The organism is Erwinia sp. BNK-24-b (assembly GCF_047456155.1).
Classification (GTDB): Bacteria; Pseudomonadota; Gammaproteobacteria; order Enterobacterales; family Enterobacteriaceae; genus Erwinia; species Erwinia phyllosphaerae.
In genome coordinates, this window is the sequence record NZ_CP179901.1 from 4,242,016 (window position 1) to 4,263,532 (window position 21,517).

The window sequence follows — 21,517 nt, forward strand, 5'->3', positions numbered from 1 at the left end:
AGGATAAGTGTAGTACTCCGGTCTCATAATGCAAATTTGAAATAATATGACAGGCTATAAAATGATATTTCAAAAGATAAACAGAAAAGGCTATAAAGATATTCCCTCACCTTATAAAAAATATTCCCGGCGCTTAAAACCAAATTTGCATTTCAGATAAAAATGAAACAAGCCAGCTGATTTGTCTGATTATCAACCATAATAAAAAAGTAAAAAAACCTGAATCACCGCCGATAAACTGCGGCCAGGCCTGGCTTTTGCTATTACAGCGCCTGGCGATACCTGCCTGCCAGCATGCCCGATTTTTTCTACCGCCCGTTTGTAAAAATAATTCACTTTCTCATTTACATTATATTTAAACAGCAGAATACTATTACGCGTCAGCGCGCTGAACATTGCCGCTCGTAATAACTTTATCTGATAGCCAGCCAACCTTTTAAATACAACTAAGGAATTCTCGTGGCACCGGTAGTAAATAAGTCCGTGGCGTTGCACCCGGAAAGTCTCACAGATGATGACAGTCTCGTCTCTCCCGTCGACAGTTCTGATATAAATAAAACCTATATTATGCGAGGCACCCGCAGATTTATGCATGCCACGCTGGCGCTTTTTTGCGCCGGGCTGTCCACCTTTGCCGTTCTCTACTGTGTGCAACCGATTTTGCCCGTATTTTCACAAAGCTTTCATCTGACGCCGGCGCAAAGCAGCCTGTCGCTGTCGGTGACTACCGCGATGATGGCGCTGGGGTTGCTGGTAACCGGCCCGCTGTCGGACGCGATTGGCCGGAAGTCGGTTATGTCGGTTTCTCTGCTGCTGGCCGCCTTCTTTACGCTAATCTGCGCCACGATGAGCAGCTGGGAAGGCGTGCTGACCATGCGCGCGTTGACTGGCCTGGCGCTGAGCGGCGTCGCGGCCGTCGCCATGACCTGGCTTAGCGAGGAGCTGCATCCGGGATTTCTCTCTTTTTCAATGGGGCTCTATATCAGCGGTAACTCAATCGGTGGGCTGGTTGGCCGACTGTCGACCGGGATGCTGGCAGACCATTTCTCCTGGAACGTTTCGCTGTTTGTGGTAGGGCTGTTTGCGCTGACCGCCGCCATCCTCTTTTTCCGCCTGCTGCCGCCTTCGCAACATTTCCGCGCCAGCTCGCTGCATCCGCGTAAGCTTTTAATCAATTTTATGTTTCAGTGGCGAGATATGGGATTACCGATGCTGTTTATAGTCGGCTTTATCCTGATGGGCAGTTTTGTCACGCTGTTTAACTATGTCAGCTATCGCTTTCTTTCCGCGCCTTTCTCGCTGAGCCAGACGGTAGTAGGGTTGCTTTCCGTGGTTTACCTGACCGGCACTTACAGTTCGCCAAAAGCAGGCGTGATGACGGCTCGCTACGGACGCGGCGTAGTGCTGATGGCATCATTACTGCTGATGCTAACCGGCCTGATCGCCACGCAGTTCACTACGCTGTGGCTGGTGCTGCCGGGCCTGATGCTGTTTGCCGCAGGCTTCTTTGCCGCGCATTCGGTTGCCAGCAGCTGGGTTGGCCATCGCGCCCGTCGCGCACGCGGTCAGGCTTCGTCGCTCTACCTTTTCTTCTACTATCTGGGGTCGAGCGTTGCCGGGACGCTGGGCGGCGTTTTCTGGCACGGTTACGGCTGGGCCGGCGTCTCCGCTTTTATTGCGGTCATGCTGCTGGGCGGTCTGGTGTTAGCCAATAAACTGCGCCAGATCCCCGTGCTGGTCAAAAAAGTACGCTAATTTTACGGGGCGGCTCGCATTCTCCGCCCCTGTCCGCTTTTGCTCAATTTACTTCCCTCTGTTCAACCATTAAGCTACGGCCACTCGTAAGGATCCTGCCACGTCAGGATGACCGTTCAAGGAATATTGTCATGTCGCTTCATCTCTGGCTGGCCTACGCCGGCATTATCACGGTGCTGATCGCCGTGCCCGGCCCTTCTGCCCTTATCAGCATGACGCACGGCCTGCGCTATGGACGCCGACGCGCGCTGGCGACGGTCACCGGCGGCGTGATGGCGGCGATGACGTTAATGACGGCCTCCGCGCTGGGATTAGGAGCCATTCTGGCCGCCTCCACGACCGCGTTTATCGTGCTGAAAGTGGTCGGCGCCGCCTATTTGATCTGGCTGGGGATCTGCGCCTGGCGCAACAAGACGCCCACGGAAGCGGTGGTGCTTTCCGGCCAGCCGCAGGAAATGCCCGGCATGCTGAAGCTGTTCCGCAAAGGCTATATGGTTGGCATCAGCAATCCCAAAGACCTGCTGTTCTTTGCCGCGCTGTTTCCTAATTTTGTTGATGCCAGCCAGCCTCATGCGGTGCAGTTCGCCACGCTGGCCGTGACCTGGGCGGTCACCGACTGCGGACTGATGTTCGCCTATGCCTGCGCCGGTCGACGCCTTTCCGCCGTTTTCGCCAGTCCGTCGCGCCTGCGTTTATTGAATCGCGCCGTGGGTAGCCTGTTTGTTTTTGCGGGCAGCACGCTGGCCCTCTCTGCCCGCTAGCATGAGCGACGTCGAAAATCTGCACGCCATGATTATCTTTGCCCGCGTGGTAGAGACGCTGAGCTATACCGAAGCGGCAAAACGGCTGGGGATTTCCAAGTCGGCGGTAAGCAAAGAGATTTCCGCGCTGGAAGTTCGTCTTGGCACAAAGCTATTGCAGCGCACCACGCGCAAAATTGCCGTCACCGAAGTCGGCATGACCTGGTACCACTACTGCGCCCGCATCCTTAGCGAAGTGAAAAGCGCGGATCTGTTTATTCGCCAGTTCCATGAAGAGCCAACGGGAAGCCTGCGCGTCGTCGCGCCAGTGACTTTTGGCTGCCAGTGTATCGTGCCGGTGCTGAACCAGTTTGTGGCAAATAACCTGCACGTCAGCGTCGATCTCGATCTGACCGACAGGCCAGTCAATCTGGTGGATGATAATATCGATCTGGCGGTAGTGATCCGACGCGACAGGCCGGAACACCCACACTGCCTGCCGCTGATGGATATCAGTTGGGGACTGTACGCCGCGCCGGAGTACCTGGCGCGTTTTAACCCCATCGGCAAGCCGGAAGATCTCTCGCGACACGATTTTATTCTGTTTCGCGGCCCCGCCCACACCATCTCGCTGCCTTTCCGTAAGGAGAAGCAAAAGCGGGATATCGAAGTTCGCAGCCGCTTTCGGGCCAATAACAGTACCGCACTGGTCAATTCCGCCGTAGCGCAAACGGGTATCGCCTATTTGCCGGACTACATTGCTTTGCAGGCGGTAGAAGAGGGAAAGCTAAGTAGGGTACTGCCGGAATGGGAAATGGATCTTTATAAATCCTGGATTTTGACAAAGGATAACGGATTAATTTCGCCGCGCGTCAGGCTGTTTATCGCCGCGCTACAGAAGGCGCTACGGTAAAAAGGCGGAACCAGAGTTCCGCCCTGTCAATTTAGTAGTAGTTACCGTGACGGTAATCCCACGTAGTAAAGATATCTGACAGCATGGACATAATCTTATCCACGTCCAGACCTTTGCGAATCAGCACCGGGCAAGGGGTAATATTGCGCTCGCCTTTCTGCTCCGGTACCAGCTTGCCGTTTTCATCTACCATCGCCACCATAACGCCCTGCTCATAGCGCGTTTTTTCGGACTCGTTCGGCTGGATAGATTTTACATAATCGTTGGCCGCGATAATCAGATCCGCCTGGGATTCGATACGCTCGCCGATACCTTCAACCAGGCCACGGTTGCCTTTACCCGACGGGTTAGCGGAGCTGGCAAAAGAGAACTTACCGTGGTTTTCCCACAGCTCTTTCGCCAGGTTTTCGCCGGGTACGCCAAATTTAATTACGAAGCAGCTGGTCTGACGGCGATCCATCATCAACTCTTTCGATCCGTCTTCCGGAATACGCGCCACGGCTTCTTCTTTCCACGGCAGGATACAGCCCAGCAGGACATCTTTGTCCCAATGCTGCTGATACAGCGCTTCAATTTCCGGATTCAGCTGCGCCAGCTCTTTCAGCTGCTCCAGTGAGCCGCACAGCACTACGCCTGGCTTGTTGCGGTTACGCTGTTTGGCATCGAACTTGCGTTCTAAGCCTTTGGCGTCAGAAGTCATAATGATATAGCCCACTTTAGTCGGGCAAACGATCATGCCGCCTTCGGCAGACAGGATTTTAACCGCTTCTGGCTGTAAGCCACCGTTCCACTGAATCGTCTTGTTGCTCATGGTTGCACCTGCATATCAAAAAGTAAATTTGTGGGTCAGCTCACTAAGGGTAGCCCGTAAATAACAGCGCCCGCTGACCGGATAAATTCATCCTAACGCCGCGGGTATTTTTCGCAACAGTAAAGGGGTGATTGCGCTCATTGTTTCCATCAGGAAACAATTGTTGCCGACGACGAAAATCGTGGTCATCAAGCACATTGCTCTTTGTAGACTAAACCGCCTGCGGTAATCGACAGTTCAAACAAAAAACCATGCCCGATGCAGAATAACAATGCTTAGCCAGCAACGGTGTCAGCCGCTGACGAATGAACTAATCTCATTTCTCTGCCACCCACTTTTTTACCGCAAGCGGAGAGTTTTATGCAGATCGCCTTTTTCACCGCCGAAGACCGCTTTACCTTAAGCGGCTGGTTTTCCTCACAGGCAGACGTTACGCAGTGGGCCGGTCCTGGCGTTGCCTGGCCGCTGGACGACACTTTTCTTGCCACGCTGCTGGATTCCGGCCAGCAGCAGCCCGCTCGCCTGCTGACTTTCTCCGGTCGGATTAACGAAGAGTTGGCGGTTGTGGCACAGCTGGGGTTTGACTGGGATAACCATCTGGCATGCGTGTGCCGCGTGGTGGTGAATCCGGCGATGCGAGGAAAAGGGCTGGCAGAAAAAATGCTGCAACAGCTTATCGCTACCGCTTTCAGACAGGAAGCCATTGAGCGTATTGAACTGCGCGTTTACACCTTCAACGCTGCGGCGATAAGAACTTATGAGAAGCTGGGTTTTATGCGGGAAGGCGTGCAAAGACGATGCGTGGCGGTTGGCGACGAACGCTGGGACTGCGCGATTTATGGCATGTTGCGGGAAGAAAGCCCGGCAATCAAACAAGGCGTAAAGCAGCCTTTGACGGCCTGACGAGGTAAATTATGCCGCGCGTTTTGCGCGGCATCGTCTGCAAACAGCCGTGACCGCCTGGTCAGCAGTTCGAGCCGCTTAATCAGGCCGGAATCAGGCGTTCCGCCTTCAGCTTATCGAACAGCGCGATAAAAGCATCGCGGGTGCATTGATAGCCGGTAAAGCCCGCCTTGCGGCTTTTGCTGATGTCGGTGATAACCTCCATCGGGCGGCCAAGGTCGGCGTCGGTATGCCACCAGGACGCCAGCTTGCTGACATCGGCTTCTTTAAGGTTGAACTGCTGCGCTATAGCCTGCCACTGCTCCGCCGCCGCATCCATTCGCCCTTCCAGCGGCTGCATTTCGCCAGGGAAAGGTGCCGCTTCGATACCGAAGTAGTTGGCGATTTCGCCCCACATCCACTTCCAGCGGAACACATCGCCGTTCACGACGTTATAGTCTTCGTTTTGCGCCGCGGGCGTAGTGGCTGCCCACTCCAGCTGCTGCGCCAGCACGCTTGCGCTGGTCATATCCGTAACGCCTTCCCACTGGGTTTTGGAACCAGGGAAGATAAACGGCTGGCCGGTCTGTTTGCACAGGCTGGCGTAAACGGCCAGCGTCTGGCCCATATTCATCGCGTTGCCGGTCGCAAAGCCGATAATGGTATGCGGACGGTGTACGCTCCAGCTGAAGCCATATTTTTCGGCCCCGGCGAAGACTTCGTCTTCCTGGGCATAGTAGAAATTATCGACCGGCTGACGGCCCTGCTCTTCACGGAACGGCGTCATCGGCACCGCGCCTTTACCATAGGCGTCAAACGGGCCAAGGTAATGCTTCAGACCGGTGACCAGCGCTACATGGCCGCCTTTTAGCGTATCGCCCAGCGCTTCAATCACGTTACGCACCATCGCACCGTTGACGCGAATATTCTCTTTCTCATTTGCCTGGCGCGCCCAGACGCTGAAAAAAACTTTATCGACCTTAATATCCGCCAGCGCTTTTTTAGCAGATTCGCTGTCGGTCAAATCGGCCGTCAGCGACGTGCAGCCTGCCGGTACGGCAGTCCGTCCACGAGAAAGACCATAAACTTCCCAGCCATCGCCAAGCAGCTTTTCTGCCAGCGCGCTACCAATGACGCCGCTGACGCCAACAATCAATGCACGTTGTTGCATAATTCTCTCCTGATAAGACCTGACACTAAGCTTAATAGAGAATTAAAATCTCATCTCAGGTATAAATTCATACTATTTAAGAAAATGAGTCATCAATCATGGCTAACCGCGATCGCCTGAAAGACATTGCCCCTTTTGTTGCCAGCGTGGAGCACGGGAGCTTAACCGCCGCTGCCGAGTATCTTCATCTGACCAGTTCAGCCATCAGTAAGAGCGTGGCGAGGCTTGAAGAACGACTGGGGTCACGGCTGTTCGAGCGTACTACGCGCCGCCTGGCGCTGACCGATGCCGGACAGGCATTTTATGAAACCTGCACCCGCGTGCTTGGCGAGCTGGCGGAAGCGGAATCGGTACTGGCCGCACAGCGCTCCATTCCCGTTGGCCGACTGCGTATTGCCGTACCCAATACGTTTGGCCGCCTGCAGGTGATGCCTTTAATCAACCAGTTTTGCCTGCAAAATCCGGAGATGCAAATCAGCCTGGCGTTTTCCGATCGCTTTGTCGATCTGTTCGAGGAAGGGGTTGATATCGCTATACGCATTGGCGGATCTACAAACTTTCCGCCCTCGCTGGGCTTTCGCTTTTTGGGCAATGAGCGGCTAATCTTCTGCGCGTCGCCTGACTACCTACGGCAGCACGGGACGCCAGCCTCCTTACAGGAGCTGACCGAAAGACGCGCTATTGTTTATGATCGCGTGGACGGCAGTACCGGTCCGTGGCATATCGTTTCGCCGGACGGACGCACCGTAACCAGAACAATGTCCTACCGTATGGCGCTGGGGGAAGGTGAAGCCCAGGTCTCCGCCGTGGTGGCCGGGCTGGGCGTGGCGCAGATGGCAACCTGGCTGTTAGACAAAGCGCTGGCCAGCGGCGCGCTGGTACCGATTCTGCCAGAACTGGCGGTAGATGGCCTGCCGCTGTATGTGGTCTGGCCGCGCAGAAAGCAGCTGATGCCAAAAGTTGACGCGCTGCTGACTGCGCTGGCAGAACTAAAAATCAGTCCGTAGACGGTTTATTGACGTTGATGCGCCACGGCACGCCAAATTTGTCGATTAACGTACCAAAACCGGCTGCCCAGAAGGTTTCTTCCCACGCCAGCGTCACCTTGCCACCGGCGGCCAGGTTATCGAACCAGCGCTTGCCTTCAGCAGGATCGTCACTGGAAAGGCTGACGGCAAAGCCGCTGTAGTTAACCGCTTCGACGCTGTCGCTCATCTGCAGTTCGCCATCGCCGATATGCAACAGCGCGTGCATAATCTTATCGTCGGCAGGCTGTTCTGCGCTCGGGCTGTTCTGCTTCTGCGGCTGCTGTTTTTTCTCAGCAGACACGTCGCCCCAGGTCATTTTAACGCTCAGCCGTCCACCCGTTGCCTGCAGGTAAAAAGCGATAGCCTCTTCACAGTTTCCTGAAAAGTACAAATAAGGCGAAAGTTGCATAACATCTCCCTGATTTGAGGTTGAAGTTGAAAAACAAACATCGAGGAAAGTGTAGCAGGCGAATGATACTTGTTGATTTTTTTGGAAAGATTAAGGCAGATAGTGCAATAAAATACGCCCTGAGGATGCAGTAACATCGTCAGGGCGTTTAAGCTTTCTGCTGGCGAGATGACGTTATAACCAGGTCAGATTTTGCAGCCTGCGCGCCGCCTCAGGCCTTTTTTGTCCGACGAAAAATAACCTTTTCCGCCAGCGTTTCCAGCACCACATAACCGACGCAGGCCACGATAAAAGAGTTGATGGTAGAAACGCCCCACAACACATTCAGCCCGACATAGCCGCCCAGTAGCGTGGCGATAATAGCTGGCCAGCCGGTAAAAATAGTTTCTTCCGGCAGGCGGCCATCGTGTCGGTCAAGCCGTAACGGCAGGCTGTACTTCTTCAGCCAAAAGTACTCCGTCAGCATCACGCCCAGCGCTGGCGGCACGATTACCCCCAGCAGGTTCAGGAAATCCACAAAGTGATCCAGAATGCCCAGCACCGACAGCGTGGTGCCGAGCACGCCGAGCAGCAGCGTTACGTGACGATACTTTAGCTTTATGCCGCTCAGGCTTTCCACCGCGTTGATAATGCCCAGCGCCGACGAGTAAAGGTTGAGATCGTTAACCCTGAGCGTAGAGAAAATCACCGCAAACAGGCCTGCCGTGCCGGAGGCCAGCGTGATAATCGACATCACATCGCCGGTATTCAGTTTACGGGCGATAAAAATGGCCAGCCCGTTAATAATAAATTCGCCCAGGATAATCGTTGCCAGCGTCACGCCAAAAACATGGCTACCCTTTCTGGAATAGCGCGTGAGATCCGGCGTCATCAGGCTGGCAAGGATAGCGCCGCCCACCACCAGCGTAATGCCTGCATTGACCGACAGCATTTCTTTACCCGGCGTGACAACCGCCAGCGCGTGTACGTGATCGGTGGCGAGCGTCTGCCAGGATATCCAGGCGATCAGCGCAACAAATACCGGCACCGCTATCCGTGCCGTAAAGCGCAGCGCTTTAAAACCAAAAGCCACTAGCGTCGTCAGAAACAAGCCGGAAATCGTTGCTGCCGTTTGAAAGCTCAGAACGCTGGAAAACGCCGTACTTAAAGATTTAGCAAAGATGGCGTTCTGAATGCCGAACCAGCCCAGCAGGCTAATTGCCACCACGACGCCAATCAGCGCTGACCCCGTACGGCCAAACCCGCACCAGCGTGCCAGCAGGCTGCCTGACAGCCCCTCTTTCATGCCGATATAGCCAAACCCAAAGGTAATCAGGCCAAACAATAAGCTGCCCACCAGAATCGCGGTTAGCGCCGCCGACAAGGTCATGCTGTCGCCCAGTACGGCACCCAGCATAAACTGGTCGAGCGCGGTCAGCATGCCCATATGCACAATAGCGACGCTAAAAAAAGAGACTCGACTGCTTTCCGGCACGCGCTCAAGCGGAAAATCGTTGATTTGCATGGTTGGCTATTCCGTATTAAATAAAGTGAATCCCTTTCTTAATAAGACGGACAGGGATATAGTTTTCCAGGTTATGAGCGATACAATATTCTTCAAACTGCTTCAGGGAATGCACATCGGCTTTTTGATATATCGTATAAACCCGGTTTTCAATGGTTTTGACGCTGGCGTTATAAATATTAGCGATCTCTTTCGCCGTATAGCGTTGCAGCATCAGAAAGATAATATCCAGCTCGGATTTAGTAAATGATTTATTATCCGTAACGGTTGTCAGCACCCCAGGCTTTTTCTGATTAATAAACTTTAATGGCGTCAGCGTGTCCAGCGGTTTGGCGCTCCAGACCGTGCCAATACAGTTTCCGCGTTCGTCAAATACCGGCAGTTTTTCACTGATAAAAGGCGAAAGGGTTTCTCTGCCGTACCAGTAATGCGTTTCAATGACCGCTACCCTTTGCTGGCTCTCTTCCGTCCGGCGATCGTGTTCCTGTAAATCTTCCGCGCACTCTGCCCAGCTGGCCGGAAACTCATGGTCGAACGCGCCTTCAACAGCAAAAGAAGAAGGCGTACTGGTATATAAAAAGGCGGCCTTGTTCATATAGATATGTCTTGAATCAAGGTCTTTGATGCCCCACGGCTCATTCAGATGCTCCATCGTGGCGATGAAGCTATTAAAATGTCTGTATTTCTCGCTGGCCTGCGGCATACCTTTTCCCTTTTATGAGAACGACTTGTGCAAATAAAACCGCGTGTGCTTGCCCAGATACCCCCCAAGGCTGCCGTAGACGCTGTAGCCCAGCTTCTCGTAAAAGCCTCGGGCCTGGAAATCGAACGTATCTACATAGGCCATCTGACAGCCGCGCTCTTTTGCTACTTCTTCTGCTTTGAGCATGAGTTCCCGCCCTTTCCCCAGGCCGCGCGCGGCTTCACCCACCCACAGATACTGTACTTCTAAACCTTGCCACCAGGTTCTGGCGACCAGGCCGCCGAGAATATGGTTTTGCTCATCGCGCAGCGTAAGAAAAAGCGGCTTAATATCGACTTCATCGAACTGGCTGTTGTGTTTCCATAGACCAGCAATAACAAACTCTTCATCCTGAACCGATGGCTTATCCGTGACAACAATTTTCATTCTTACTCCAGATATTAATTAATAGTAAGCCGTGTCAGATAACACTTTGCAAAGAATAATTCAAGAGGGGTTTATACGGTATAATAAATAGCGAGTTATTGCTTACTATAATGTCATAACTACTACGATACTGCCTTTGCTTTACTTTTAGCTTAATGCCAACACCCGGGAACTATTCCCTTGCGTAATTAAAAATTGATACTGTAAAAATAACCGATGTTTATAAGCTATACACAAACAAACTTTCACTGCGTCACTTTCCCATAAGGAAAGCATTTTAAAAATTAGTTTTAATCACATAAAAAAACGGCCGGGAAACCGGCCGTTTAACATTTTAGCGTGCTTAGCTGCCTGTAAAGGTTATTTCACCTCGGTCAGCTTCTCAATATCCACGCTACCCTGCTGCTCAGCATCGTTTTTACGCACTTTCGCCACGTCGCTGGCGCTGACCTGGTTTTTCGCCGTATTGCCCCAGCTGGTACGAATAAAGTTCACCACATCGGCAACCTGCTGGTCGTTCAACCGCCAGCCGAAAGCGGGCATGGTAATAGCAGAAGGTGCGCCCTTCACGCCTGGCAGCGTTGCTCCACTCAGAACAATGTGGATAAGCGAGGTCGGATCCTCAGCCAGCACGACGGCATTACCGCTGAGCTGCGGGAAGGCGCGCTTATAGCCCTTGCCGTCCGTTCGGTGGCAGGCTCCGCAGCTGTCGACATAGAGCGCCGCGCCAGCCTTGCTGTCATCGCCTTTCCACAGCGCTTTCGCCACCGTATCATCCGGCGTGAAGCCAACCTGGTTTGGATCTTTTGCCCCCAGCGATTTCAGATAGTGCGCAATAGCAGTGATATCTTCATCGCTCAAATGTTGCAGGCTATGCTGCACCACTTCAGTCATGCCGCCAAACACAGCGGTATGGTCATTGCGGCCGTAGCGCAGAAACTGCGTCAGCTCATCTTCGCTCCAGCGACCCAGCCCATCCCGGTTATCGCCGCGCAGATTGTTAGCGGTAAAGCCGTCAATGGGAGTAGCGCTGCCGGAAAGATAGCTGCTGCCTTCGCTGTCGTTAAGCGCTTTTTCCTGCATGGTAAAGCTGCGTGGCGTGTGGCATGCGCCGCAGTGCCCCAGTCCTTCCACCAGATATTGACCGCGAGCCAGCACCGCATCCTGGCCTTTCATCGGCTGGAAAGCTTTTACATCCGGTGCAAACAGGCCGCGCCAGATCGATAACGGCCAGCGCATCGACAGCGGCCACGGAATATCGCTTTTATGGTTAGCGGCCTCAACCGGTTTTACGCCGTGCATAAAGTAGGCGTACAGCGCATGCATATCTTCATCGCTGACGACGGCGTAAGAAGGATAAGGCATCGCCGGATAGAGCGTATCGCCATTCTTCGCTATGCCGTGACGTACCGCTTTTTGAAAGTCGTCATAGGTGTAGTCGCCGATGCCGGTTTTCTTGTCCGGCGTAATATTGGTCGAATAGATATTGCCAATCGGCGTCGCCATCGACAGGCCGCCAGCAAAAGTTTCTCCGCCCATTTTCGTGTGGCAGGCTACGCAGTCACCGGCGCGCGCCAGATATTCGCCGCGCTTAATCAGATCGGCACTATTGTCTTCTGCCGCCGCAGCGGCAAAAGTTGTCATACCCAGCAGCAAAGCCGGGATCAGCATTTTCATCATGGTTATCCTTAAGCCTGCACCAACGGACCCGGGTTCTTCAGGTACTGTTCACGAATCGCTTTGGCTGACCAATAGGTCAGCGCCGCCACCATGCCGGTTGGGTTGTAGCCCAGCCCCTGCGGGAAGGCGGAAGCGCCCGGAACAAACACGTTAGGCACATCCCAGCTTTGCAGATAGCGGTTAATCGCGCTGGTTTTCGGATCTTCGCCCATGATCGCGCCGCCGTTCATATGCGTCGTCTGATAAACGGTGGTGTCGAAATGCGTGCCCGGCATTTTCGGCGCGCCGCTGATCAGCTTCGGATTCATTGCCTCAGCGATTTTGTGCATCTGTCCATGCATAAACTGCGACATCTTGATGTCGTTTTCCTGCCAGTCAAAAGTCATACGCAGCAGCGGCTGGCCGAAAGCATCCTTGTAGTTCGGATCCAGATCCAGATAGTTATTGCGATAGGACTGGTGCGCGCCGTGCGCATCCATAGAGACGTGATGCGTATAGTGATCAGCCACCGATGCTTTCCATTGGCTGCCCCAGGTCGGCGTGCCCGGAGGCGTTGGCAGGCCTGAAATCGGCTTAACGCCCGCCTGGTTTACCCACATTGGTGAGCCACCGACAAAACCGTATTTCCCGTGGTCAAAGTTGTCGGCGTTAAAGTCATCGACGCCCACGCCCGCGCCGCCAGCACCAATAAAGTTATTGGTAAACACGTCTTTATCAAAGAAGGCTTTGATCGTAGAGATGTTCTGGTAGGCGAAGTTACGGCCTACGGTACCTTCGTTAGTCACCGGGTCGTAAGGCTTACCGATACCGGAAAGCAGCATCAGGTGCACGTTATGGAACTGGAAGGCGGACAGGATCACCAGGTCGGCTGGCTGCTCAATCTGACGGCCCAGCGCATCAACATAGGTTACGCCGGTCGCGCGCTTCTTGTCATCGGTCAGATTAACGCGCAGCACGTTAGCGTTTTCGCGCAGTTCAAACTTAGCTTCCTGACGCAGCGACGGCAGCACGTTGACGTTCGGTGACGCTTTGGAATACATGTAGCAGGCGTAGCCGCTGCAATAGCCGCAGAAATTACACGGCCCCATTTGCGCACCATAGGTGTTGGTGTACGGGCCGGAGGTGTTAGCAGACGGCAGATCGTAAGGATGCAAACCGATAGATTGCGCCGCCTGTGCAAACAGCTGCGCAGAGAAAGTCCGCTTCTGTGCCGGCAGCGGGAACTTATCGGAACGATCGGGCGCAAAAGGGTTGCCTTTGCCCTGACCGATAACTTTGCCTTTGACGCTCCATTCGGAACCGGAGGTGCCGAACACTTTTTCCGCCTTATCAAAGAACGGTTCCAGCTCGTCATAGGTGATGCCGAAATCCTGGATGGTCATGCCTTCCGGAATAAACTTTTTACCGTAGCGCTCTTCATAATGGCTGCGCATGCGTAGCTCAATCGGGTCGACGCGGAAATGCACGCCAGACCAGTGCAGACCAGCGCCACCGGTGCCGGTGCCGGGTAAAAACGCGGCAAGCTGGCGATAAGGCTGCGCGGTTTGCGCCGAATTATGGCGAATGGTCACGGTGCTTTTGGACAGATCCTGGAACAGCTTTTTACGGATGTTATAGGTGAGCTCGTCAATCACCTGCGGATAGGCACCGTCAGGATAGGTATCACGATGCGGGCCGCGCTCCAGCGCTACCACGTTTAAACCCGCTTCGGTCAGCTCTTTCGCCATAATCGATCCCGCCCAGCCGAAGCCGACGATCACCGCATCTACTTTTTTCATCTGGTTTGCCATTACGCTCTTTCCCCACGAATTGATACCGGAGGAAACGGATAGCGCTCGCCACGTTCAACCCAGTCCATAAAATCGGCGCGTGCACCAGGGAAGCCAATCAGCTTCCAGCCGACCATGCCCTGATTGCCGCCGTGAATCGGATCGCTGAAGAAGCCTTCGCGAGTATTTTGTAACAGGAAAGAGAAGAAAACCTTCGCCGGCACCTGTTTAAACTCCGCTTTCCCGGCTTCAAACGCCTGTAGCAGCGCATCCTGCTGGTCGTGGTTTAGCTCAGCAAACACTTTGCCATGCTGCGCTTTCGCAAAGGCATCCGCGTCGGCCAGGCCCAGGCGATAGATATCGCGCGGGATTAGCGGATACTGGTACCCCAGCTCTTTATCCGCATCCGGGTGAAAAGGACCCTGCATATACCAGTTTGCGCCCGTGGCGTACGGCGTATTCATCTGGCGATCGATATATTCCGGCACACCAGCTTCCAGTGCGCCAGGGCCGCGATCGTCAGCGGGGATCAGGCGCGCCACGGCCGCTTTTACCAAAGCGTATTCTTCCGGCGTGAACCAGGTGGGCTGATAGTCCCGTGCCTTTTGCGGGCCTGCGGGTTCAGGCGCGGCGGCGGCGGGTGTAGGTGCAGTTAAAGCGCCAAGGCCGGTACTGCCGATGGCGACAGCGGGCGCGAGCGTAATAGTTTTTAGCAGAAAATCCCGGCGGGAGTTTCTGATGGTTTCTTCCGACATGTCATTGCCTTTATCAAAAATTGCCTGGTACAACAGCTAATAAGAATTTGCGATTTATGCCCCGTTAACCTGTTTTTTTATAAAAATCGAGGGCTGGCGTGATTTGCATCAATGTTACCGGTAACAAAACGTGCATTTTAACAGGTATAGCTGCAAAAATTTAGATCAAATAAACAAAATCGCACAATTTTATTAACATTCAGGACGCACTGAGAATCGCTTATCCACAGTGCTGAAAAACAATTTATGCAGGCGGCGTAAGGCCTGGCTTCTGGCGTGGCGTGCTTCTGGCTTTGCTTGCCTCTGACCTGACGTGCTTCTGACCTGGCTTGCTTCTGACCTGGCCTTGCCTGGCCTGGCCTGGCGTGACCTGACCTGACCTGACCTGGCGTGACATGGCGTGACATGGCGTGGCGTGGCGTGGCGTGGCGTGGCGTGCGGATTTTAACCATGTACGGAAAGGAAGAGTGTATACGGCTGAATGGGGTAAACACCAGCAGGCGGCATTCTTTTCCCGCCTGCTGGTGTTGATAATTTTATTAATTATCATTTACTTATGTGAGAAAAAGGAGTGGTTTTCTCCTGCCAGCTTCTCCGTTGAGTTGAACAGCTTCAGGCGCGTTTCCGACGGCTGTGGGCGGCCAAAATAGTAGCCCTGGAACAGCGTACAGCCCTCTATTTTCAGCTGTTCAAACTGCTCACTGTTTTCTACGCCTTCCGCCGTAATTTGAATATCCAGGCTGCGGCTCATGCCGGTAATGGCGCGAATTATTGCCAGCGCCTCACGGCTATCTTTCATATCGTTAATAAACGACTTATCGATTTTGATTTTATCAAACGGAAAAGAGCGTAAATAGCTGAGTGAAGAGTAGCCGGTGCCGAAATCATCCAGCGCGATACGCACACCCAGCTTCTTCAGCTTTTGCAGAATGCGTATATTGACCAGCGTGTTATCCAGCAAGACCGATTCGGTTATTTCCACTTCCAGCCGGTAAGGTGCCAGCCCGGAATCTGTTAACGCCGCTTCGACCACCGACACCAGCGAGCTGTTTTTAAACTGGAGCGGCGACAGGTTGACCGCCACGCTCTGATCTTCCGGCCATTTCACCGCTTCGCGACAGGCTTCGTGCAGTGCAAACGCGCCGAGTGAATGGATCAGCCCGGTCTCTTCCGCCACGGGAATAAAGTCCAGCGGCATAATCAAACCCTGGCGGGGGTGATGCCAGCGCATCAGCGCCTCATAGCTGATAATTTTCTGGCCTTCGCCATCGGTAATCGGCTGATAATAAAGCTTAAGATGCCGATGGGTCATCGCTTCACGCAGATCGTTTTCAATCATGCGCCGTTTGCTGGCGGCCTCGCCCATTTCGCTGGAGAAGTGTTCAAAACGATTGCGCCCGTTGCGCTTGGCTTCATACAGCGCCATATCGGCGCAGCGCAGCAGCTCGTCCGGCGTGGTCAGGCCAGCCGACGCCAGAGAGATACCAATGCTCAGCCCTACGGTCAGATTATGTCCGTCCACGTTGAAAATGGGACGGATCGCGTCAATCAGCCGGCTCGCTACCGCCTCGGCCTCTTCCACCTGCGTCAGGCCCGGCAGCACGATGGAAAACTCATCGCCGCCGTTACGCGCCAGCGTATCCTGCTCGCGCAGTACGCTACGCAGACGGCTGGCAACGGCGCGCAGCAGATCGTCGCCAACCTGATGGCCCAGCGCGTCATTCACATTTTTAAAATTATCCAGATCCAGGCAAAGCGCCGCCGTCTGTTTGCCGGCGTCAAAATCCTTACGCAGCGCTTCATTTAGCCGCTGGCTAAACAGTACGCGGTTTGGCAGGCTGGTGAGATTGTCGTGATGCGCCATATGATGAATACGCGCATCCGCCGCACGCTGATCGGTCACGTCGTCAGCAATCAGCAGCACGTAGCTGTTACGCGCGTCGTTACCGTTAATGATGGAGGCCGAAGCGTTAATAATTCGCTCGCCGCCACGGGTTCGCAGCAGCTGCTCGTTTTTATGCAGGCCTTCGTTACGCTGCGCGGCGGTTGCCAGCTGAGAAAAATAGCTGCTCAGTTCCGAAGGCATAAAGCTGTCCAGCTTTTTGCCGGTAATCTCTTTGGTCTTGACGCCCAGCAGCTGTTCCGCTTTGCTGTTCAGCAGCAGGACTTCACGCGACACCACGTCTTCTACTATCACGCACGAAGGAATATTAGCGATGATGGTGTCCAGAAATTTCGACAGCGAAGCCATGCGCGCGCTGTTCTGCTCGGCCAGATCTTTCGCCCGCAAAATTTGCTGCTCATATTCGCGCAGTTCGGTGCAGTCACGGGTAATTTTGGCGAAGCCCAGCAGATTGCCTTCGTCATTATAAATTGCCTCAATCACCACATGTCCCCAAAAAGCGCTGCCGTCTTTACGATAGCGCCAGCCCTGGTCTTCGAAGCGCCCAACGGTTTTGGCAATAGAGAGGTTGTTATCCGGTAAGCAGGCCAGCCGATCCTGGGCGCTATAGAAACAGGAGAAGTGTTTGCCGACGATTTCATCAGCGGTATAGCCTTTGGCGCGATGCGCTCCGGCGTTCCAGTTAACAACATGCCCTTTGGGATCGAGCATGTAGATAGCGTAATCGGTTACGCCTTCTACCAGTAGCCGGAAAACCTGTTCTCTTTCGCGCTGTTCGCGCAGCGTGCGCTGTTGTTCGGTACAGTCGCGGGTAATTTTGGCATAGCCAATTAGCTTGCCGTCATCGTCATAAACAGCATCAATCACCACGTGCGCCCAGAAGGAAGTGCCGTCTTTGCGATAGCGCCAGCCCTGCTCTTCAAAGCGACCGGTGCGATAGGCGGTTTTCAGATTGGTTTCCGGCAGTTTCGCCAGCCTGTCCTGCGTGCTGTAGAAACAGGAGAAGTGTTTGCCGACGATTTCCTCGGCCGTGTAGCCTTTGGAGCGCCGCGCGCCTTCGTTCCAGTTCACTACGTAGCCATCCTGGTCGAGCATGTAGATGGCGTAATCGGTCACGCCTTCGACCAGCAGCCGGAATTTCTGTTCCTGCGCGCGCTGTTCGGCAAGCTGGGCCTGCTGTTCGGTACAGTCGCGGGTAATTTTAGCGAAGCCAATCAGTTCGCCGTTATCGACAATAGCGTCGATAACCACGTGTGCCCAAAACGCGCTGCCGTCTTTACGATAGCGCCAGCCTTCCGTTTCATAACGGCCGATTTTGCGGGCACTGGCAAGGTTGCGCTGTGGCACACCTTTGTCTTGCTCTTCCTCGCTGTAAAAGCAGCTAAAATTTTTGCCGACAATCTCTTGCGCCACGTAGCCTTTTGCCCGTTCGGCACCGGTATTCCAGTTAGCCACGGTTCCGTCAGGTGTCAGCATATAAATGGCGTAACCCGCTACGCTTTGCACCAGCAGCCGGTACATTACATCATCATTGTTATTCATTATTTTTCCGCCTGGGGAACAGTGTCCCAAAGAAGGCTCCGGCCTGTCGATAAGCCTGTACAGACAGCCCTGCCGGTAGAAGCGCGCCTTCTTATCCCGTGCCGCTGTTGCCTGTCACCGGATCGGGAAAACCAAAGCTCCTGAAGGCGCTTATCCGATTATCGGCCTCGTTTAAATAATATTCAGGGTTTATTTTGCCGAACCGATAAACAGAACTTAAGTGGGTATTGTGCCGGGACGGCTGGCGGATGTCATACATAACCAACCTTAGCCGCTGTTTTATTACTAAATCAGACAAACCGACACCTGCGGATACAATCTCAGCAAGACCATTAACATCCAGTCGGGCTATAAGAGGACGTAACCGTTCTGGAGTCGCTATGTTTAAATCCTTTTTTCCCCGGCCCGCACTGTTCTTTAGCAGCGCCGCCATCTGGTGTCTTTTTGCTGTTTTGCTGTGGTTTGAAGGCGGCAAAAGCTGGTTTTCTCATTTTTCGTTATTCGCGCATGCCGCGCCTTTACCCAATAACGCGCTGCGTTTTATCGCCCCCTCGGAAATCGCTTTTTACCTTTATTATCTGGCGGCCTTTGCGCTGTTTGCCGGATTCTGGCGCTGGTTCAGTCCACATCCGTGGCAGCGCTGGTCGGTAGCCGGAACCGCGCTGATTATCTTTGTGACCTGGTTTTCCGTGCAGATGAACGTGGCTATCAACGCCTGGTATGAACCATTTTACGATCTGATTCAGCGTGCATTAACCCATCCCAATACGGTGCAAATCGCCACGCTTTACCAGCAGCTTGGCGGTTTCCTCAGTATTGCGCTGATTGCCGTACTGCTCGATGTGCTGAATATGTTTTTTATCAGCCACTACGTTTTCCGCTGGCGCACGGCCATGAACCAGTACTATATGGCGCACTGGTCGCGGCTACGAGGGATTGAAGGAGCCGCGCAGCGCGTGCAGGAAGACACTATGCGCTTTGCCTCTACGCTGGAAGACATGGGGGTTAGCCTGATTAATGCCGTAATGACGCTTATCGCCTTTTTGCCGGTGCTGGTTGGGCTATCCGTTCACGTAAAGGATGTTCCGCTATTGGGCAACCTGCCTTATGCGCTGGTTATTGCGGTGGTGGTCTGGTCGCTGCTCGGCACCGGCTTGCTGGCTGTGGTGGGCATTAAATTGCCGGGCCTGTCGTTTCGCAATCAGCGCGTGGAAGCAGCCTATCGTAAGGAGCTGGTCTATGGCGAGGACGACGCCGCGCGCGCTACGCCGCCGACGGTGCAGAATCTGTTTGGTCTGATCCGCAAAAATTATTTTCGGCTCTATTTCCACTATCTCTATTTTAATATTGCCCGTTCCCTCTATTTGCAGCTTGATGTGGTGTTTGGCCTGGTGATCCTGTTCCCCTCTATCGTTAGCGCGGCGATTACCTTTGGCCTGCTTCAGCAGATCAATAACGTTTTTGAGCAGGTACGTGGCGCTTTCCAGTATCTGGTTTACTCCTGGACGACGCTGGTAGATTTGCTTTCCATTTATAAACGCCTGCGGTTGTTTGAACAGGTGCTGGACAGCGAGTCGACAACGGAAGAGGCGGTCTGAATCGACGGATAATGCGGCTGGCGTTTTGAAAAGCCAGCCGTAAACGGCTGGACATAGCATTTTGAATAGCCTGCCGTTAGCGGCTGGAAATAGCGTTCTGCAAAGCCTGCCGTTAACGGCTGGAAATAGCGTTCTGAATAGCCTGCCGTTAACGGCTGGAAATAGCGTTCTGAAAAGCCTGCCGTTAACGGCTGGCAGAATGCCTTCTCTGCCAGCTTTCACAACAACAGGCTTTTAACGCTGTGCGGCCAGCCGGGCAAAAACCTGTTCAACCGCGTAAGCGCCCGGATCTTTCACGCCGTTCAGGCTCTCCTGATTCAGATAGGAAGAGCGCCCCGCATTTGCTTTACCCATCTGCGCCGTTTTTTCCGCGCCCTCTTTGGCCGCTGCGGCTGCATCATTGAGGCTTTTTCCGGCCGCCAGCTCGCTGAAAGCGGGGTCGAGCGCATCAATCATAGTGCGATCGCCAGGCCGCGCGCCGCCGTAATGCTGCATGCGCTCCAGGCCATAGCTCAGCGCTGCGGCCAGCTTCTCGCCCTCTTCCAGCTTCTGCCCGGCAGAGGTGAACATAATCGACATCAGCACGCCGCTGGAGCCGCCCATCACTATTGCCAGCTCTTCGCCGATTAGCGTTAACAGGCTTTCCGTTTCGTTTAGCGGCAGCTTTTTCGCCTCCAGCTCCTGCAGAATTTTTTTCGCCCCGGCGGCAAAAGTTGACCCGGTATCGCCGTCGCCGACTTTGGCATCCAGCTGATTAAGCTCGTTTTCCAGCTCAATCAGCGTGCCGCAGATGCAGGCCACCACGGCGGCCGCCTGGGCATTTTCCGACGGTTTAAATGTTTGTTGGCGCTCGGCCCTCTTGCCCTTAACTGATTTGCTCGCCTGTACCTTCAGCGCTGGCTGCCAGCCGCTCGCCTCTACCGGCGACAAGAGGGCCTGTGTCAGCTCGTCGGTCAGCCGCAGCGTGGAAAGCGAAAAGCCCTTCATATCCAGCGCGCTTACCAGCGTGGCTGGCCCAATCAGTAACTCAACGTTTTCCTTCAACGAAGAGTGTAAAACCTCACGCGTCAGCACGGCCATCTCCAGCGCGGAGAAGCCGCCAAGGTTGTTGATTAACAGCGCAACCTTTTGCTTGTGCGGGTTATGCTCAGCCAGTTTTTCCACCATCAGAGAAACGATTTCACGACTGTCCTGCGTTTTTAGCGTGGTGACGCCAGGCTCGCCGTGAATGCCCATGCCCAGCTCGCTTTGCCCTTCTTTAACGCGCTCGTCCCGTTTTTCTCCGGGTACGTGGCAGCTGCTGAAGGCCAGACCGATGCTGGCCGTGGCGGCTATCGCTTCACTGGCGATGGCGGCGACCTCTTCCAGCGATTTACCGCTGGCGGCAGCGTGTCCGGCAACTTTATGCACCAGCGCCGTTCCCGCTATGCCACGCGGCTGAGGGTTGTCCGGCAGCGCGATATCGTCCGTGACCATCACCAGCTCGACCTTAAAGCCAAGCTTTTTGGCTTTTTCTGCCGCCAGGCCGAAGTTTAATCGGTCGCCGGTATAGTTTTTAACGATCAGCAGGCAGCCTTTTTCACCCGTAACGTTAATAATGGCGCTGAGCACCGCCTCCACGCTCGGCGAAGCAAAAATATCGCCGCAGACGGCGGCGGTAAGCATCCCTTTGCCGACGAAGCCCACGTGCGCCGGTTCATGGCCGGAGCCGCCGCCGGAAATCAGCGCGACTTCCTTTTTATCCCAGTCGTTACGTACCACCACCCGAATATCCGGCCCGGCATCAAGCAGGCTGAGGGTGTGATAAGGGTTAGCGATCAGCGTACCTTCAATGGCTTCGCTGACCACATCGCTTTTCTGATGCATAAAAAACTGACTCATAAAACTTCGCTCTCCCGGATGAAAAAGACGTGCCTGAGCCACTAACT

At 54.1% G+C, this 21,517-nt stretch carries 18 protein-coding genes; 6 read left to right on the plus strand and 12 right to left on the minus strand.

Annotated elements, in window-relative coordinates; genetic code table 11:
- Window positions 1-192 precede the first annotated feature (192 nt).
- Entirely contained in the window at window positions 193-396 is a 204-nt protein-coding gene (locus tag ACMGGR_RS19605) for a hypothetical protein (protein ID WP_414147662.1), read from the minus strand.
- A gap of 63 nt (window positions 397-459) precedes the next feature.
- Between ACMGGR_RS19605 and ACMGGR_RS19610 the strand changes: the two genes are divergently transcribed.
- The 3 genes from ACMGGR_RS19610 to ACMGGR_RS19620 all read left to right on the plus strand — a co-directional run bounded on the left by ACMGGR_RS19610 (window position 460) and on the right by ACMGGR_RS19620 (window position 3,408).
- Complete coding sequence (locus ACMGGR_RS19610; RefSeq protein WP_246761341.1) at window positions 460-1,755, plus strand: MFS transporter; 1,296 nt, start codon at window positions 460-462, stop codon at window positions 1,753-1,755.
- Window positions 1,756-1,886: 131 nt separating this feature from the next.
- The gene (locus tag ACMGGR_RS19615) at window positions 1,887-2,516 is read left to right on the plus strand and encodes a LysE family transporter (protein WP_414147663.1); all 630 of its coding nucleotides are present in this window, start codon (window positions 1,887-1,889) and stop codon (window positions 2,514-2,516) included.
- A gap of 1 nt (window position 2,517) precedes the next feature.
- Window positions 2,518-3,408, plus strand: a complete 891-nt coding sequence (locus ACMGGR_RS19620) for a LysR family transcriptional regulator (RefSeq protein ID WP_246761339.1) — start codon at window positions 2,518-2,520, stop codon at window positions 3,406-3,408.
- A gap of 31 nt (window positions 3,409-3,439) precedes the next feature.
- Here ACMGGR_RS19620 and ACMGGR_RS19625 read toward each other — a convergent pair whose 3' ends face one another.
- A complete protein-coding gene (locus ACMGGR_RS19625) occupies window positions 3,440-4,219 on the minus strand; it encodes an L-threonylcarbamoyladenylate synthase (RefSeq protein ID WP_246761338.1) in 780 nt (259 codons plus the stop codon).
- A 360-nt stretch (window positions 4,220-4,579) separates the two neighbouring features.
- Here ACMGGR_RS19625 and ACMGGR_RS19630 point away from each other — a divergent pair, with 360 nt between their 5' ends.
- Complete coding sequence (locus ACMGGR_RS19630) at window positions 4,580-5,122, plus strand: GNAT family N-acetyltransferase (protein WP_246761337.1); 543 nt, start codon at window positions 4,580-4,582, stop codon at window positions 5,120-5,122.
- 82 nt (window positions 5,123-5,204) lie between these two features.
- Here ACMGGR_RS19630 and ACMGGR_RS19635 read toward each other — a convergent pair whose 3' ends face one another.
- Window positions 5,205-6,272 (minus strand): SDR family oxidoreductase, encoded by a 1,068-nt coding sequence (locus tag ACMGGR_RS19635; RefSeq protein WP_414147664.1) that lies wholly within the window; start codon window positions 6,270-6,272, stop codon window positions 5,205-5,207.
- Window positions 6,273-6,370: 98 nt separating this feature from the next.
- On the opposite strand from ACMGGR_RS19635, the gene ACMGGR_RS19640 reads away from it, so the two are divergent.
- Window positions 6,371-7,279, plus strand: a complete 909-nt coding sequence (locus ACMGGR_RS19640) for a LysR family transcriptional regulator (RefSeq protein WP_414147665.1) — start codon at window positions 6,371-6,373, stop codon at window positions 7,277-7,279.
- On the opposite strand, the gene yjdN is transcribed toward ACMGGR_RS19640, so the two are convergent.
- The 8 genes from yjdN to ACMGGR_RS19680 form a co-directional block, all read right to left on the minus strand.
- Window positions 7,269-7,709 (minus strand): VOC family metalloprotein YjdN, encoded by a 441-nt coding sequence (yjdN, locus tag ACMGGR_RS19645; protein ID WP_246761335.1) that lies wholly within the window; start codon window positions 7,707-7,709, stop codon window positions 7,269-7,271. The genes ACMGGR_RS19640 and yjdN overlap by 11 nt on opposite strands.
- A 211-nt stretch (window positions 7,710-7,920) precedes the next feature.
- The gene (locus ACMGGR_RS19650; protein WP_414147666.1) at window positions 7,921-9,213 is read right to left on the minus strand and encodes a cytosine permease; all 1,293 of its coding nucleotides are present in this window, start codon (window positions 9,211-9,213) and stop codon (window positions 7,921-7,923) included.
- Between the two features lie 16 nt (window positions 9,214-9,229).
- The gene (locus ACMGGR_RS19655) at window positions 9,230-9,916 is read right to left on the minus strand and encodes a helix-turn-helix transcriptional regulator (protein ID WP_414147667.1); all 687 of its coding nucleotides are present in this window, start codon (window positions 9,914-9,916) and stop codon (window positions 9,230-9,232) included.
- A gap of 12 nt (window positions 9,917-9,928) precedes the next feature.
- Window positions 9,929-10,342 (minus strand): GNAT family N-acetyltransferase, encoded by a 414-nt coding sequence (locus tag ACMGGR_RS19660; protein WP_246761332.1) that lies wholly within the window; start codon window positions 10,340-10,342, stop codon window positions 9,929-9,931.
- 360 nt (window positions 10,343-10,702) lie between these two features.
- Window positions 10,703-12,019: a c-type cytochrome gene (locus ACMGGR_RS19665; RefSeq protein ID WP_414149004.1), complete on the minus strand. Its 1,317-nt coding sequence runs from the start codon at window positions 12,017-12,019 to the stop codon at window positions 10,703-10,705.
- 11 nt (window positions 12,020-12,030) lie between these two features.
- Window positions 12,031-13,812, minus strand: coding sequence for a GMC family oxidoreductase (locus tag ACMGGR_RS19670; RefSeq protein ID WP_414147668.1), 1,782 nt, complete (start codon window positions 13,810-13,812; stop codon window positions 12,031-12,033).
- Window positions 13,812-14,546 (minus strand): gluconate 2-dehydrogenase subunit 3 family protein, encoded by a 735-nt coding sequence (locus tag ACMGGR_RS19675; protein WP_246761329.1) that lies wholly within the window; start codon window positions 14,544-14,546, stop codon window positions 13,812-13,814. The genes ACMGGR_RS19670 and ACMGGR_RS19675 overlap by 1 nt, the downstream gene beginning before the upstream one ends.
- A 550-nt stretch (window positions 14,547-15,096) precedes the next feature.
- The gene (locus ACMGGR_RS19680; RefSeq protein WP_414147669.1) at window positions 15,097-17,991 is read right to left on the minus strand and encodes an EAL domain-containing protein; all 2,895 of its coding nucleotides are present in this window, start codon (window positions 17,989-17,991) and stop codon (window positions 15,097-15,099) included.
- A gap of 380 nt (window positions 17,992-18,371) precedes the next feature.
- Here ACMGGR_RS19680 and sbmA point away from each other — a divergent pair, with 380 nt between their 5' ends.
- Window positions 18,372-19,589 carry a peptide antibiotic transporter SbmA gene (gene sbmA / locus ACMGGR_RS19685; RefSeq protein ID WP_414147670.1) on the plus strand — a complete coding sequence of 406 codons (1,218 nt, stop codon included), beginning with the start codon at window positions 18,372-18,374 and terminating at the stop codon, window positions 19,587-19,589.
- Window positions 19,590-19,823: 234 nt separating this feature from the next.
- Here the strand turns inward: sbmA and ACMGGR_RS19690 are convergent, their stop codons facing one another.
- Complete coding sequence (locus ACMGGR_RS19690; protein ID WP_414147671.1) at window positions 19,824-21,470, minus strand: dihydroxyacetone kinase subunit DhaK; 1,647 nt, start codon at window positions 21,468-21,470, stop codon at window positions 19,824-19,826.
- Window positions 21,471-21,517 lie beyond the last annotated feature (47 nt).